This is a genomic window from Corynebacterium crudilactis (assembly GCF_001643015.1).
GTDB classification, from domain to species: domain Bacteria; phylum Actinomycetota; class Actinomycetes; order Mycobacteriales; family Mycobacteriaceae; genus Corynebacterium; species Corynebacterium crudilactis.
This window is the reverse complement of the sequence record NZ_CP015622.1, coordinates 2269931-2285189: the sequence shown is the minus strand read 5'-3', so window position 1 is coordinate 2285189 and position 15259 is coordinate 2269931. Positions and strand designations below refer to the sequence as shown.

The window sequence follows — 15259 nt, the reverse complement described above, 5'->3', positions numbered from 1 at the left end:
CACATGATTAACAAGAGCGTTTCCTCCACTGCTGAAGCGGTGGCTGATATCCCAGACGGCGCCTCCATTGCCGTTGGCGGATTCGGCCTCGTGGGCATTCCTACTGCACTGATCCTTGCTTTGCGTGAACTCGGCGTAGGGGATTTGACCATCATTTCCAACAACCTTGGCACCGATGGCTTTGGCCTTGGCCTGCTGTTGCTGGATAAGAAAATCTCCAAGTCCATTGGCTCCTATCTAGGATCCAACAAAGAGTACGCACGCCAGTACCTCGAAGGCGAGCTCACCGTTGAGTTCACCCCACAGGGCACTCTTGCAGAGCGTCTTCGCGCAGGTGGCGCTGGCATCCCAGCATTCTTTACCACCGCAGGCGTTGGCACCCAGGTCGCAGAAGGTGGTCTGCCACAGCGTTACAACACCGACGGCACCGTTGCCGTTGTCTCCAAGCCTAAAGAAACCCGTGAATTCAACGGCCAGCTTTATGTCATGGAAGAGGGCATCCGCGCAGATTACGCCCTCGTGCACGCACACAAGGCAGATCGCTTCGGAAACCTTGTCTTCCGTAAGACTGCACAGAACTTCAACCCAGATGCAGCAATGAGTGGCAAGATCACCATCGCTCAGGTCGAGCACTTCGTGGACGAGCTCCACCCAGACGAGATTGATCTGCCAGGAATTTATGTCAACCGCGTTGTCCACGTCGGACCACAGGAAACCGGTATCGAAAACAGGACGGTGTCTAACTAATGACTTGGGATCATAACCAAATGGCAGCTCGCGTTGCCCAAGAACTCGAAGACGGCCAGTACGTCAACCTCGGCATCGGCATGCCGACCCTCATCCCGGGCTACCTGCCTGAGGGCTTGGAAGTAGTCCTACACTCCGAAAACGGCGTGCTGGGCGTTGGACCTTACCCAACCGAAGAGCAGCTTGACCCTGAGCTGATCAACGCTGGTAAGGAAACCATCACTGTTGCACCAGGTGCTTCCTACTTCTCTTCCTCTGATTCTTTCGCCATGATCCGTTCCCGCTCCGTAGACGTTGCAGTCTTGGGCGTGATGGAAGTTTCTCAGTACGGCGACCTCGCTAACTGGATGATTCCAGGCAAGCTCGTCAAGGGCATGGGCGGCGCAATGGACCTAGTCCACGGCGCATCCAAGATCATCGCCATGACCGATCACGTCACCAAGAAGGGCGCACCAAAGATTTTGGAAGCGTGTCGCCTCCCACTGACCGGCGCAAAGTGCGTTGACATGATTGTCACCACCCACGCTGTGTTCAACGTGGACCCAATCGAAGGCCTCACCCTGGTTGAGTGCGCCGATGGCGTCACCGTTGAGGAGCTGCGCGAAATCACCGAAGCTGATTTCAAAGTTGCTTAAGCACGCGCTGTGCAATTAAGGCGTGCGTCGCCTCGTCTGGATGCAAATTATCCAGCAACGGCGCATCGCCTTCCGCATAAAGACTCGCACCATCGAGATAGCTCAGGTGCGGGTCTTTTTGCTTTTCGACGAACCCCTCCAACACCTCACGCACCATTTCCAGAGTCAAGCGACCAAAATTATCCGGTTCACCTGTAGCAATAAATTTGATCTGACCACTACCAAAAGTAGACGTATCAAACGCGCCGGGGCCAGGTGTTTGTTCATGGATAGGGCAATAAAACGGCGACACAATCTTAATTGGTGTGTTGGGATGTCCCTCTTTAATAGTGGCGACAAACCCATCCACAGCAGCTTCTAAACCACGGCGTCGCATCACATCAGCATTGACAATATTGATGCCAATTTCCAAGGTGATCAGATCTGCCGGAGTGTCCCTGATCAACCGCGCCATGAATGGATCAAGCATTGCGCTGCCGCCAAAACCCAAGTTGCGGAGATTAAGCTGCTTGGCTTGTGCGACTAGTGCAGGCCAGATGGCGGTGGGGGAGGTAGCATTGGAACCCTGGCTAATCGAACTGCCATAATTAATCCACACTGGGCGGGTATCTTCAACTGTTTCCAGTGGCGCATTGGCATCTAGTGAGATGACCTCGATTTCCTCATTGTGAGGCAACCAAAATTCCACCACCTTTTCTGCTGCAGAGAGATTTTCTAGGGTGATTTTTTGAGGTGCCTCAACGCTGTGCGTTGTAGCACCCGTGGTGAAATCGACCTGCGTCGTCTCGCCTCCGGAGGTTGGCGTGGAAAGCGCTGGGGCGCCGTCGATAAGCACATCAATTTTGCCACCCGACCTACCGGAATCAAGGTAGACAACGCGCGTGGAAAAAGTGGTTAAGGTGATATGTGTGGCGGTGGTGCGACACATGATGCGCACACCTGAGGGCTGGCGTTCCATGGAACTGAACTGACGATCACAATAATTTTCAACGAGCTTAGCGGGGAGCCTATGTGGGCGCAGGCCGCGTGTGGTGGTTTCTATCTCTGTTGTGCCGTGGAAAAAATCAATATTCATTCCTCAAAGCGTACCGCTCTGCAGAGTCAATGCGGGAAGCGCTAAGATGGAACAACCCATTGCCAATATTGTTGGTTAGAGTTGTAAGCAGTAAATCTTTTCGATCGTGGAAGCGGGTCTCACACTCTTATGGCACGTATGCAGGAAAGCGCCGATCTGCTCAAATGTTCTTTCTGTGGCAAGAGCCAAAAGCAGGTAAAAAAACTCATCGCAGGTGGTGCCGTATACATCTGTGATGAGTGCATTGAGCTGTGCAACGAGATTATTGAAGAAGAGCTCGGGCAGGCTCAGCATGAGGATGAAGATCGAAGCGCGCTTCCTAAGCCTTCTGAAATTTCTGCGTTCTTAGATACCTATGTCATTGGACAGGATCCAGCGAAACGCATTTTGTCGGTTGCCGTATACAACCACTACAAGCGTCTGCGCGCTGCTGAGACCATCAGCCGTCGTCGTGGCGATGAAGCAGAAATTGAGCTTGTTAAATCCAATATTTTGATGCTTGGCCCAACCGGTTCCGGCAAGACTTTCCTGGCTCAAACTTTGGCAAAACTGCTTGATGTACCTTTTGCTATCGCGGATGCCACCTCATTGACTGAGGCCGGATATGTGGGCGAAGATGTGGAAAACATCTTGCTTAAACTGCTCCAAGCTGCCGATTTCGATGTAGAGCGTGCCCAGCGCGGCATCATCTACATCGACGAAGTGGATAAGATTTCCCGCAAATCTGAAAATCCTTCCATCACACGTGATGTATCTGGCGAAGGCGTGCAACAAGCCCTGCTGAAAATTCTAGAAGGCACCGTTGCTGCGATCCCACCGCAAGGCGGACGTAAGCACCCGAACCAAGATTTCATTCAGCTCGATACCACCAATATTTTGTTTATTGTTGCTGGTGCTTTCTCCGGTCTGGAAAAAGTAATCGCTGACCGCAATGGCAAGAAGGGGCTTGGTTTCGGCGTAGAGGTTTCTTCCAAGAAGGAAGAAGCCAATATTATCGATATCTTTAAAGATGTGCGCCCTGAAGATCTAGTGAAATTTGGTCTTATTCCAGAATTCATTGGTCGTCTGCCAGTTGTGGCCACGGTATCCAACCTGGATCAAAAATCTTTGGTTAAGGTCCTGACCGAGCCACGTAACTCTTTGGTCAAGCAGTACCAGAGTCTGTTCGAGATGGATGATGCAGCACTAACTTTTACTGATGATGCTCTAGAAGAGATCGCAAACCAAGCCCTGGAACGCAAAACTGGTGCCCGAGGACTGCGCGCCATCATGGAAGAAATCCTGGTTCCGATCATGTATGACCTACCTGATCGCGAAGACGTCACCGAAGTTATTATCTCTGGCTCCGTGGTCCGTGGTGAGGCCGAACCTGAAATGCTTGATGCTGCAGCAGAAGAAAAGACTGCTTAGTTGACCGGAGTTATCACGGGCTTTGCCATTATTTTATCCGTCATTGGAGTCGGATTTCTGTTGGCAAAGCTCGGCGTGATTAACGATGATAAACAACGCTTGGTGTTAAACCGCATTGCTTTTTATGCTGCGACCCCAGCGTTGCTTTTTAATGTTGTAGCGCAATCGGATCCCAGTGAATTGATCTCACCGGTAATCGTGGTGACCTTTATTGCCACCATCGTCACAGCAGTTGTCTATTGCATTATTTCAGCAATTTTCTTTAAAAAAGACATAGCCACAACAGCTACTGGCGCCGCGGCTTCCGCCTATGTGAACTCCAACAATATTGGCCTGCCGGTCTCCATTTATGTGCTTGGAACAGGCGCTTATGTAGCTCCGATTTTGGTCATGCAGATGGTGATTTTTGCACCCATGATCCTAGCTGCTTTGACTTCTGGCGATACGAAAGGATCACGTGGGCAAAAGATCTGGGCGGCCATTAAAGGATCTTTGCTCAGCCCGATCGTGCTGGCTTCCATCGCGGGGCTGATTGTATGTCTGCTAGAAATTGAACTTCCTGCAGCAGTAATGGAACCAACCATTATTTTGGGCGGTGCATCTATTCCACTCATCTTGATGAGCTTTGGTGCCTCATTGCCATCGACAAATGTCTTGTCTTCCAAAGCCGATCGCCCCAGCGTCCTCACGGCAACAGCAATGAAAATTGTGGGTATGCCGGCGATCACCTGGCTGATTGCCAAGGCCTTTGGACTGGAAGGCGATTATCTTTATGCCGCGGTCATTCTGGCAGCGCTACCGGCTGCACAGAATGTTTATAACTACGCGGCGACGTACCGTAAGGGCGAAATACTTGCCCGCGATACAGTCTTTTTAACGACATTCCTAGCACTGATAGGCATGCTAGGAATCGCGGCCCTATTTGGCCGCTAAGGGCTGATTTTCAGGCTGCTTCTCGACGACTGCTGCCGCTTGAGTGCGCAGTCCGATCAATGAGGTTGCACCAGCGATGACGATGATGGCAACACCCACATAGAGCTGAGTTGGGGACCAGCCGGAATCCAGCAGGCTACCCACCAGCAGTGGCGCAGAAATCGCACCGACACGGCCCATACCAATCGCAGCACCCACACCAGTGGTGCGTACTTCAGCGGAGTACAGCTGTGGGGACAAGGTATACAGACCAGCCACACAACCATTGATCAGCATGCCCACGATAACGCCGCTGGCAAACGCGATGGATGGAACAGAAGTGGAGGAAATGAACAGAATCAGTGTCAGTCCAGACAACACTATGAAGGTCATCAGAGTATTGCGGGAGCTGAACTTGGTTGTGAGGAAACCATAAAGCAGGGAACCGAAAGCTCCGCCCATGGACAACATCAATCCACCGATGATGCCTTGTTCTTCTGACATGCCGGTTTCCACGAGCAGCTTCGGAGTCCAAGTGTTAGCAAAGTAGAAGCCGAACATCACGATTCCGAATGCAACCCACAGCTTGATGCTGGTGCCACGGTTCTCTTTGTTAACCAGTACAGCATACGATTGGAGACCGGCTTTTTTCGTCGACAAGCGTTGCTCGCCTGGCAGCTCGAAGGTGCCAACCTTGCCCAAACGGTGAGCAATATTATTGATCTTGTCGCGAGCGCCCGCAGGGCGGCGAGTACTCAACCAATCAACAGATTCCGGAAGGAAGAAGAAAGTAGCGATGGTGGCGATACCTGTTGCGATTGCACCGGCTGCAAACACCGACCGCCAACCAAACGTTGGGATCAGCTGCGCGGCTCCGAAGCCTCCTAAGGATGCGCCGATTCCATAACCCGCAGCGTAGATAGACATCGCCATGCCGCGGTTTTTGTTGTTGGAGAACTCACTGATCACCACGGTGATACAAGCAAGGATTCCGCCGATGCCGATACCTGTGATCAAACGCCACACGCCCAACTGACCTGCGGACTGTGCAGTTGCGGACAATATCAATCCCACTACGTTGAACAGCAGCGCAATCATTAGTGCATTCTTACGGCCAAAACGGTCACCGATTGGACCGAACAGCAAAGATCCCATCGTCATGCCGAACAGTGCAGAACTGAGCAATACACCAAGCTGGCTGCCACTTAGGCCAAATTCTTGGGTTACTGCATTTGCAGTAAACGACATAGCAAGAACATCGAAACCATCTAGTGCATTGAGCATGACCGCGATGAAAACAATGAACCACTGATACGTCGACATCGACGTGCTGTTGATCGTGTGGCGAATATCCATGCAAACTCCTTTAGGAGAGGGCGACCGAAATGGTCGAGGTAGGGGATGATGGTGATGATGAAACAGGAGAAGAAACTACTCGGGAGACACAGGCACAGGCCTTAGTATCGGATTCTTTTTGGCGATCAGAGAGAAAAACATCACGGTGATCCACGTGGCCATCCACATTAAGGATGCGGACTTGGCACAAACCACACTCACCCTTACGGCAATCAAACATCATGTTGGCACCAGCGCGTTGCAGAGCCTCCAACATGCTTTCGTCCTTCTTTACCGTGGTGTGAATACCCAGTTCCGGGACCTCGATGTTAAAGACCTCTGAAGAAAACCAGCCACTGTTGCCAAATGTTTCAAAACGTAAATTAGTGGGGTCCAGGCCGCGCTGATTCCATGCCCGTCGGATGGCATCCATCAAGCGGATGGGGCCACACATATACAGCTCGACATTGTGGTTGAGTGAATCGATGAGTTGCTCGACATCAATGGTGCTGCCATCGGAATCAAAATGGAGATGCAGATTGGTGCCATGTTCTGCGATCAGCTCATCTTTATAAGCCATGGCTTCAGGGCTGCGTGCTGCAAAAATAATACGATAATTTGCGCCCAATTTTTTCAACAAGGAAGCCATGCCCCGAATAGCGGTGATACCGATACCTCCAGCAACAAGTACATACTCAGGTGCTCCTACGCGAAGAGGAAAATCTTGAGACGGCCTCGAGACCGAGATTTCATCTCCTGGCCGAAGAGTATGCATAAACTCAGATCCTCCGCGAGAGTTTCTGGTTTTAAGCACACTTAAGGCAAGAGTCGAACCATCGTGATGGGCATCAACAATGGAATAAGATCTCTTTTCCTGTCCGCTTTTTAAGGGCACCATGATCTTGAGATGTTCGCCGGGTTTTACCGGAATCGCAAATTTCGGTGCTAGTTCTATTCTTCGAATATCTTCTGCGATGATTTCACTTGATGTGACCACCGCGTTTTGCCATTCAGATTTAGACAACATGGCTTATACCTCCGGCTTTGCAGGACGAGGGAAAGTGGTGGCGATATTGAGCCGACCTTCCTTTTCTAGAGCCTCTTCGAGGATCCGGCGCACCCACATTCCACCTGCATCAATGTTGAGGTTATAGAACTCGTGGTCAGGGTTTGCATCGATGGCATCTTGTTGAGCCTTCAGCATGTCTTCATCTTCTTTGAATACGCCTGTAACCCCGTCACGTAGCTGCGTGGTGATGGTTTGGCTATCCAAGCAGTAATCGCGCATGAATGCCCAGAAATAATGGGATGAACGATCAGAATCTGGAGTGATTGAGTTCATGACATAACCATTAACCCCCTGGCTGCGATCCCCTTCTGGGGCACCTGTTCCAGCCTTGGCTACACCTACATCGATGCAGATTGTAGAAGGGTAGTAGTAGTGGATGATTTGCCAGCGATCCACTTTTCCTTCGAAGCCTGGGAACTTATCATTCATATTCTTTTGCCAAAACGGTGGGGCATCGATATCGCGCATCCACCTTGAGACTGTGACTGAATTTTCAGTATGGGTAACTATGAATTCGGATTCGCTGAGTTCATCTTGACCGATACTGGAGGAGTGCACGAACTCTTCATGGGTGAGATCCATCAAGTTATCAAGGACTAATTGGTAGTTGCAGTCTGCTGCAATGGTGTGTCCGTCTCCGGCCCAGTCGGGGTGCTTCATTTGATGCATATCAGGCACCAGGGTGGGATCTGCCAGTGTCGGATCTCCTAGCCAGACCCATACAAAGCGGTGTGCTTCCACAACGGGATAAGAATTTACTGCAGCTGAAGGATTTAGAGTTTCTTGCGCAGGCATTTTCATGCAGCGACCAGCAGAGTTGTATTCCAAGCCGTGATAAGGGCATTGGATTCCATCATTGCCCACCAGCTTTCCCTTGGATAGTGGAGCAAGGCGGTGCCAGCAGGAGTCAGCTAGGGCTACAGCGCGGCCATCTTTTGTGCGGTATAAGGCCAGTGGTTTATTGGCGATGGTGCGGGCTGTTGGCTTCTTTGCAGTGACCTCATAATCCCAGGCTGCGACGTACCACGCATTGAGGGGATGAGGAAGAATTTTTGCGGTGGTGGTGAGTTTGCGTTCTGAAAGTGTCATCTTGCGCTCCTATGCAACTACTTAAGCAAATACCTAAACCCTTAGTTAGTTTATGGTCTGGGTCATATTTTGCATGTGGGGTATCTCACTGTCAATAGGTAAATGTGGCCTTTTGTCACCTGGGGCCCGTGAGCTGCAGATATTCATGACTGAGAGGGGGTAGCAATGTGCAACAATGGATAAATGACTCTTCGATCCGCATTACTTGCGTTGCTTAGCGCTGGTCCTTTGACGGGATATGACGCCTCCCAACGGTTTGGGGCATCGGTGGGCTTTGTGTGGAGTGCTTCTGATTCGCAGATTTATCCCGAATTGCGAAAAATGCAGGCCGAAGAATTATTGGTCGGCGAAGAGGTTCCGTGGGGCTCAAAAGGTGCCACAAAGACGGAATATGCTCTCAGTGACAAGGGCTGGGAGGCCTTGAAGAAAGCGTGGATTGCGCCGATAGTCTATGGGCCTAATCGTGATCCTGCGCGCTTGAAATCCGCATATTTTGAGATTGCGTCAAATGCAGATGCGCGTCGACATCTTCGTGCTCACATCGCACATTTTGAGAAAATGAAAATTCAATCAGAATCCATGATTGAAGAGTTAGAAGCTAAAACTCATCCAACATTAGCGAGGAGACTCGCTGGAGCTCCAGATGAAGAGCATGTGCGAATTGTTGCCTTCAAGGTACTTGCTTATGAGGGGCAAATTGCACATGCTCAGGCAGAGATAGGGTGGGCGGAAAAGGGCTTAAAGCTTCTCGATGTCCTGGGAAGTGGAAGCTAGTCCGTGAAAACATCCGTATCAAAGTTATAGACGCTGTCATCAGTTTCTGGCTCTGTTGCCTTGGCGCCAACTGCGAGATAGCTGGAGTTGCCAGAATTTTGGATGTTGGACGTCAAAAATGCCAACACGGTATCCACAACAATTCGCTTCATGCCCTCAATATTGGCCTCTGACCCCAAGTCGAGAGCGTAGAGGTTTTTCATGGTGAATTTGTTGGATACGCGGAAGTAGGCGAGTGAACTGATCAGTACCAAGACATCTTCGGCGGAGATTCCTGGGCGGAAAGCTCCGGCATCTTGTCCCAACATGAGGAGCTTGTCCAGGTTGAGCAACACATTGGATTCATCTGCATAAGCCACAGCGGAATCATTACTGTCTTGGCTGTGCAGGTTTTCCATCAGCAGTAAACGTGCGGCTTCTGGGTGCTGAGTGATCTGGGTGTAAACCGCTTCCACGATTTTACGAACACCATCAACTGGAACCGCCGAATCAAGTTGCATGGCTTCAGCTTCTGGGCGAAGTAGCTGGAGGGCGTGGGAAACGGTCTTAATGTAAAGGCCTTTTTTATCGCCAAAATGATAGTGGATCATGCGCTTGGACATTCCGGATGCCTTGGCAATTTTTTCTAGTTTGGTTTCGCTGAATCCCTGCTCGGCGAAGAAACTCAGGGCTGTTGCAACAACCTCTTCAGGAGTGGCGGTGTGGCCTGAATCAGCTGCAGTAAACTCGCTACCGTTAAAGTTTAGGTTGTCGGCATCTCGATCTGATGGCGCCATAATCGATTAATTCCTTTCGGGTAACGAGAAAACTTGAATAAGTAAAAGCGGCAAAGTGAATATTAAAGATAACACCATAAGCTAATCCCAACTGACACCTATAAATGGTGCCCGAAATTAGGGAAAATTGCTCGCACACCACGCCACTGGTTGGTTGAAGCCCAATTTTTGGCAGGTAAGGGGTACGTAAAGGAAGAATTCGGGGGTGATTTTCGGGTATCGCCAAGATCACCTAAAAGTTGTGGCTGTTATCTTTTTGCCGGGATAGCATGGGTACTTAGAGGACCCCCTACAAGGATTGAGGATTGTTGATGAATTCCCCGCAGAATATCTCCCCAAAGAAGGTCACTGTCACCGGCGCAGCTGGTCAAATTTCCTATTCACTCCTGTGGCGTATTGCCAATGGTGAGGTGTTTGGCACTGACACTCCTGTGGAACTTAACTTGCTTGAGATCCCACAAGCTCTGAGCGGCGCAGAAGGCGTTGCCATGGAGCTGTTGGATTCCGCATTCCCACTCCTGCGTAACATCACGATCACCGCAGATGCCAATGAAGCATTTGATGGTGCTAATGCTGCGTTCCTCGTCGGTGCTAAGCCTCGTGGCAAGGGCGAAGAACGCGCAGACCTTCTAGCGAACAACGGCAAGATTTTTGGCCCTCAGGGCAAGGCCATTAACGATCATGCAGCAGATGATATTCGCGTATTGGTTGTTGGCAATCCTGCAAACACCAACGCATTGATTGCTTTAGCCGCAGCACCAGACGTTCCAGCATCCCGTTTTAACGCCATGATGCGACTCGATCACAACCGCGCAATTTCTCAGTTGGCCACCAAACTGGACCGTGGTGCTGCTGAATTTGAAAACCTCGTGGTCTGGGGAAATCACTCTGCAACCCAATTCCCGGATATTACCTACGCCACTGTTGGCGGAGAAAAGGTATCTGACCTGGTGGATAATGAGTGGTACGTCAATGAATTCATCCCACGTGTCGCAAACCGTGGCGCGGAGATCATTGAAGTGCGTGGCAAATCTTCGGCAGCGTCTGCAGCATCATCTGCTATTGATCACATGCGTGATTGGGTACAGGGCACGGATATGTGGGCTTCTGCAGCAATTCCATCTACCGGCGCTTATGGTATCCCTGAGGGCATCATCGTGGGTCTGCCAACTATTTCCCGCAACGGTGAATGGGAAATCGTTGAGGGACTAGAGATTTCTGATTTCCAGCGCGCCCGCATCGATGCAAATGTGAAGGAACTACAGGCCGAGCGTGAAGCCGTACGCGATCTGCTTTAATCTTTAACCCATGACTTCGCTTTTCGACGCCCCGCCCCTGCACCGCCTCACCGTTTTCACAGGCTCCGCGCTAGGCAACTCAACGCTGTATGAACAAGCAGCACAAACACTAGCGAAAATCGCAGTGGACCGCGGCATGGACCTGGTTTATGGTGGCGGAAAAGTAGGCCTCATGGGCGTTGTTGCGGATGCGTTCCTCGAGTCTGGCGGCGAAGTATTTGGCGTGATTACAGAATCCCTCATGGACGGGGAGCTTGGACATGAAAAGCTCACCGAACTAGAGGTGGTTCCCAACATGCATATTCGCAAACACCGGATGGCAGAGCTCGGCGATGGATTCATTGCAATGCCGGGTGGTGCTGGAACCTTGGAAGAACTTTTTGAGGTCTGGACCTGGCAACAACTAGGAATCCATCACAAGCCGGTCGCACTTTATGATGTCGATGGTTTTTGGCAGCCACTTCTAGAAATGCTGGAGCAAATGACTCAGCGTGGCTTTATCAAACGAGATTTCTTTGAATGCCTCATCGTGGAATCTGACCCACACCAACTGCTGGATGCAATGCAAAATTGGACACCACCAGCACCAAAGTGGTGACCAAGGCTAATTTGCCCATTTAAGGCCTCAGATTTTTGGCATGAGCATTTTATCTGGAGGAGATCCTGACAAGCGCTCAAAAGCGATTCTGAAAGGTCACTTTTCTTAGGTTTTAAGCGAGATTTCTAGCCAGACCAAACGACAGTGCCCACGGCAGCTTAAAACCTGATCGGTGGGCAGCTGTGTCCGGTTTCGAGCCCGGATAACCACATGAGAGTGCCCACGGAGCCTAAAATCAGTTCCCGTGGGCACTGTCGTTTGGTCAGCGTTAAATGGTGTGCTCGATGGCCACACCGCCGAGCACTTTGATGTGAATAGAGGCCACACCGTTGTCATTGACCGTGATGGTTTCTTCTACTTCAGGGCCCTCAAATTTTTCAATTGGAGTATTTTCTACATCAGTGATTGATCCGTCAAAAGGAATTTTGATCTCGCTGAGTAGGGAAATATCTCCTGGGCTGCCATCTGCGGAAACGGTGGCATATTCAACAAACCTGAACCAGCCGATATTGTGCGCTGCTGTGTAGCGGCGGACTACCACGGTGGCGGAGTCTGTATCGGGTGCGATCAAAGGGTCAAAACTTACTGCGCGGCCGGAATTATGTTCCCGGAAAACACCAATGCCACGGGCAACTCGATCTCTTAAGTGAAAGCCGGAAGAAGGATCGGCTGCAATAGCTAATCCCACTGCTGTGGATCCGGAAGGAAAAGGCGAGCGGTGTACTCGTCGGCCGAATCTTTCACGCAGCAATCGTGAGACGAGGGGAAGCGAGGAGGCTCCGCCGACAAGATAAATTCCTGCAATATCGGAATCTTTGAGGTCTCCGACACCGATGAGGGGATCCATGATTGCTAAAGATTTTGCTACCAGGGGAGTGGCTGCATCGTAAAAATCGTTGACGGGCACGGTGACATCGTCGTCGCCAATCTCTAGGACCAAACGGCGAGATTGGGGGACCAGAGCCTCCTTGGCGTTGCGGCATTCGTCGAGAAGCGTGTTTTTAGCGCGCTTGCCAAATGCATCATGCTCTCTACCTACGACCTTGAGTGCGCATTGTAAAAGAAGTTCATCAAAATCATCGCCGCCCAGGCGTGAAATACCAATAGAGGAGACCACTTCGTGATGGGTTCCATCGATACGGATGAGTGACGCATCAAAAGTGCCACCACCTAAGTCATAGACCACGATTGCTTGGCGCTTGGAATTAAGTGTTTTGGCATGGCGATGTGTGTATTCAAAAGCGGCAGCGCTGGGTTCATTGACCAGTCCGACAACCGTGATGCCTGTGGAACTGAATGCAGACATGGTGAGCAAACGCTGTGCACTATGCGCATTAGCCGGAACACCGATGACTAGTTCAATTTCTGAAGTATCACCCAAGCTTGCCTGGAAGGAACGCAACGCTGAGACGACATTTTCCGCGAAAGCCGCAAGCACCGCACCAAGTGGGCGAGTGTGTTCACCTAGGGAAACAGGGGTTGCTTCGGTGACGTTCGGCTCGGATAGAAGACGCTTGAAAGAACGCACAAAAGAAGAATGGTCTGTGCCTACTTCTATGGCATCCCAACCTGCCACTATCTTGTCTGCTTTAAGCGCTACCACTGACGGAATAAAATCATGGGCATCGCCTAAGGAATCTTCCACAGTGACAATGGGGTAATTTCCACGGTCCACTGCGGCCGCTATGGTGCGGGTAGTTCCCAGGTCAAGTCCAAATCGCATGAACTTGACCCTAGCAGTATTTTCACGCTGTGCAGGTCGAAGGAAGCGATTTAATGCACGCGTCACTCTGAACCACAGTACCTATCCGGGGGTAGTTGAGAGACTTAAGCCATGAAATATAATGAATGTGTGTTGATTCACTGATTAAATTTCCTTGTTGTATTTTTCGGCCACACCTTAAAGGCCCTGAAGGCGTTGCAAACAGCAATGCGAAAACACCAAGGAGTATTCATGCGCATAGCCAAAACCGTCATCGCAGCAGTGGTGGCTTCAACTTTGACCATTGGGCTTGCCTCATGTTCAAGTTCTACTGACACTGCTGATATCAATTATGTGGCTGTCAACGGTACGGAACCACAGCGTGGACTCATTCCAGGAGACACCAATGAAAACGGTGGCGGACGCGTTGTGGACATGCTGTATTCCGGGCTTGTCTACTTTGATGAAGCGGGCGTTGCTCAAAACGACTTGGCAGAATCCATCGATCAAGAATCTGACACCACATACAAGATCACGCTGCGTGAAGGTATCAAATTCAGTGATGGATCAGCTATCACTGCCCAAGATTTTGTGGATACCTGGAATTTTGTTGTCGCCAATGAATTGCTCAATGTCTCCTTCTTCTCTCCGATTAAGGGTTATGAAGAAGGCGTGGACAGCCTCGAAGGCCTAAACGTGGTGGATGAGCGCACGTTTACCATCGAGCTCACCCAACCGGATTCTGAATTCACCCAGCGCATTGGTTACTACGGTTTTGCGCCAATGCCGGCTTCTGCACGTGATGACATTGATGCATTTGGTGAAAACCCCATCACTTCTGGTCCCTACAAATTGGAGCAGTGGGATCACAATGCTGAGCTGAAAATTGTGGCGAATGAAGAATATGACGGGCCTCGAGCAGCGCAAAATGAGGGCCTGAAGTACGTCTTCTATGCACAAAATGATGCGGCATACTCGGACCTTCTTGCCGGAAACTTGGACGTGTTGGATCTGATTCCACCATCTGCGTACACCACTTATGAATCTGAATTATCCGGCCGTTCCATTAACCAGCCGGCGGCATCTTATTTGGAATTGTCTATTCGCATGGAGTCCCCGAACTTTGAAGGGGAACAAGGCGTGTTGCGTCGACAAGCAATTTCTATGGCGATTAACCGCGAGGAAATCGCGCAGCAGATTTTCAATGGCACCTACACTCCGGCCCTTGATTTCACGGCACCTGTGCTTGATGGCTGGCGCGATGACCTCGAAGGCAATGATGTACTGACCTTCCAGCCTGAAAAGGCCCGCGAGCTATGGGAAGAAGCAGAAGAGATTAAGCCTTTTAATGGTGAATTGCAGATTAGCTATAACGCCGATGTGCCAAACCGGGAATGGGTAGATGCTGTGGCTAACAGCATTAGCAATGAGCTTGATGTATCAGCTGTGGGCAATCCTTTCCCTGATTTCAAGTCCTTCCGCGATACCTACCGCACCACTGGTTTGGATGGTGCATATCGCACCGCATGGTTTGCGGATTACCCAAGCATCGGCAATTTCCTTGGACCTAACTACACCAGCGGTGTGGCTTCCAATGACTCTAAATATGAAAACCCAGAGTTTGATCAGTTGATTGCTGATGCCGCGGGCGCTTCCACCAAGGAGCAGACTTTCGAAGAGTATGCGAAGGCTCAGGAAATGTTGCTGCGTGATCTTCCTGCTATTCCACTGTGGTACCCAAATGTTGTTGGAGGCTACTCAGAATCGGTAGATAATGTCTCCGTTAACTGGAAGGCCATTCCAGTTTATTGGGCTATTACTAAGCAATAATTTCGTGCA

General features: G+C 50.6%; 14 protein-coding genes. 8 read left to right on the top strand and 6 right to left on the bottom strand.

Annotated features, from left to right (window positions below):
- The first annotated feature begins 3 nt into the window (after positions 1 to 3).
- Together ccrud_RS10640 and ccrud_RS10635 are read left to right on the top strand one after the other, a co-directional pair.
- Positions 4 to 747 (top strand): CoA transferase subunit A, encoded by a 744-nt coding sequence (locus ccrud_RS10640; protein WP_066569848.1) that lies wholly within the window; start codon positions 4 to 6, stop codon positions 745 to 747.
- A complete protein-coding gene (locus tag ccrud_RS10635; RefSeq protein WP_066567353.1) occupies positions 747 to 1382 on the top strand; it encodes a CoA transferase subunit B in 636 nt (211 codons plus the stop codon). Before ccrud_RS10640 ends, ccrud_RS10635 begins: the two co-directional genes overlap by 1 nt.
- On the opposite strand, the gene ccrud_RS10630 is transcribed toward ccrud_RS10635, so the two are convergent.
- Positions 1369 to 2457 carry an SGNH/GDSL hydrolase family protein gene (locus ccrud_RS10630; protein WP_066567347.1) on the bottom strand — a complete coding sequence of 363 codons (1089 nt, stop codon included), beginning with the start codon at positions 2455 to 2457 and terminating at the stop codon, positions 1369 to 1371. The two genes, ccrud_RS10635 and ccrud_RS10630, sit on opposite strands and share 14 nt — an antisense overlap.
- A gap of 129 nt (positions 2458 to 2586) precedes the next feature.
- On the opposite strand from ccrud_RS10630, the gene clpX reads away from it, so the two are divergent.
- Both clpX and ccrud_RS10620 read left to right on the top strand, forming a co-directional pair.
- Positions 2587 to 3867: an ATP-dependent Clp protease ATP-binding subunit ClpX gene (gene clpX / locus ccrud_RS10625; protein WP_066567345.1), complete on the top strand. Its 1281-nt coding sequence runs from the start codon at positions 2587 to 2589 to the stop codon at positions 3865 to 3867.
- Entirely contained in the window at positions 3868 to 4800 is a 933-nt protein-coding gene (locus tag ccrud_RS10620; protein WP_066567340.1) for an AEC family transporter, read from the top strand.
- Here the strand turns inward: ccrud_RS10620 and ccrud_RS10615 are convergent.
- The 3 genes from ccrud_RS10615 to ccrud_RS10605 are packed head-to-tail and all read right to left on the bottom strand — an operon-like array spanning position 4786 to position 8272.
- Positions 4786 to 6135, bottom strand: a complete 1350-nt coding sequence (locus ccrud_RS10615; RefSeq protein WP_066567337.1) for an MFS transporter — start codon at positions 6133 to 6135, stop codon at positions 4786 to 4788. The genes ccrud_RS10620 and ccrud_RS10615 overlap by 15 nt on opposite strands.
- A 10-nt stretch (positions 6136 to 6145) precedes the next feature.
- Complete coding sequence (locus ccrud_RS10610; protein WP_066567334.1) at positions 6146 to 7141, bottom strand: PDR/VanB family oxidoreductase; 996 nt, start codon at positions 7139 to 7141, stop codon at positions 6146 to 6148.
- Positions 7142 to 7144: 3 nt separating this feature from the next.
- A complete protein-coding gene (locus ccrud_RS10605) occupies positions 7145 to 8272 on the bottom strand; it encodes an aromatic ring-hydroxylating dioxygenase subunit alpha (RefSeq protein WP_066567331.1) in 1128 nt (375 codons plus the stop codon).
- Between the two features lie 183 nt (positions 8273 to 8455).
- Here ccrud_RS10605 and ccrud_RS10600 point away from each other — a divergent pair, with 183 nt between their 5' ends.
- Entirely contained in the window at positions 8456 to 9046 is a 591-nt protein-coding gene (locus ccrud_RS10600) for a PadR family transcriptional regulator (RefSeq protein WP_066567328.1), read from the top strand.
- Here ccrud_RS10600 and ccrud_RS10595 read toward each other — a convergent pair.
- Positions 9043 to 9822, bottom strand: a complete 780-nt coding sequence (locus ccrud_RS10595; protein WP_066567323.1) for a TetR/AcrR family transcriptional regulator — start codon at positions 9820 to 9822, stop codon at positions 9043 to 9045. The two genes, ccrud_RS10600 and ccrud_RS10595, sit on opposite strands and share 4 nt — an antisense overlap.
- A 311-nt stretch (positions 9823 to 10133) precedes the next feature.
- Between ccrud_RS10595 and ccrud_RS10590 the strand changes: the two genes are divergently transcribed.
- Together ccrud_RS10590 and ccrud_RS10585 are read left to right on the top strand one after the other, a co-directional pair.
- A complete protein-coding gene (locus ccrud_RS10590) occupies positions 10134 to 11120 on the top strand; it encodes a malate dehydrogenase (RefSeq protein ID WP_066567321.1) in 987 nt (328 codons plus the stop codon).
- 10 nt (positions 11121 to 11130) lie between these two features.
- Positions 11131 to 11718, top strand: coding sequence for an LOG family protein (locus tag ccrud_RS10585; protein ID WP_066567318.1), 588 nt, complete (start codon positions 11131 to 11133; stop codon positions 11716 to 11718).
- A gap of 268 nt (positions 11719 to 11986) precedes the next feature.
- On the opposite strand, the gene ccrud_RS10580 is transcribed toward ccrud_RS10585, so the two are convergent.
- The gene (locus tag ccrud_RS10580; protein WP_066569844.1) at positions 11987 to 13441 is read right to left on the bottom strand and encodes an Hsp70 family protein; all 1455 of its coding nucleotides are present in this window, start codon (positions 13439 to 13441) and stop codon (positions 11987 to 11989) included.
- A gap of 231 nt (positions 13442 to 13672) precedes the next feature.
- Between ccrud_RS10580 and ccrud_RS10575 the strand changes: the two genes are divergently transcribed.
- Positions 13673 to 15250 (top strand): peptide ABC transporter substrate-binding protein, encoded by a 1578-nt coding sequence (locus ccrud_RS10575; RefSeq protein ID WP_066567315.1) that lies wholly within the window; start codon positions 13673 to 13675, stop codon positions 15248 to 15250.
- The last annotated feature ends 9 nt before the right edge of the window (positions 15251 to 15259 follow it).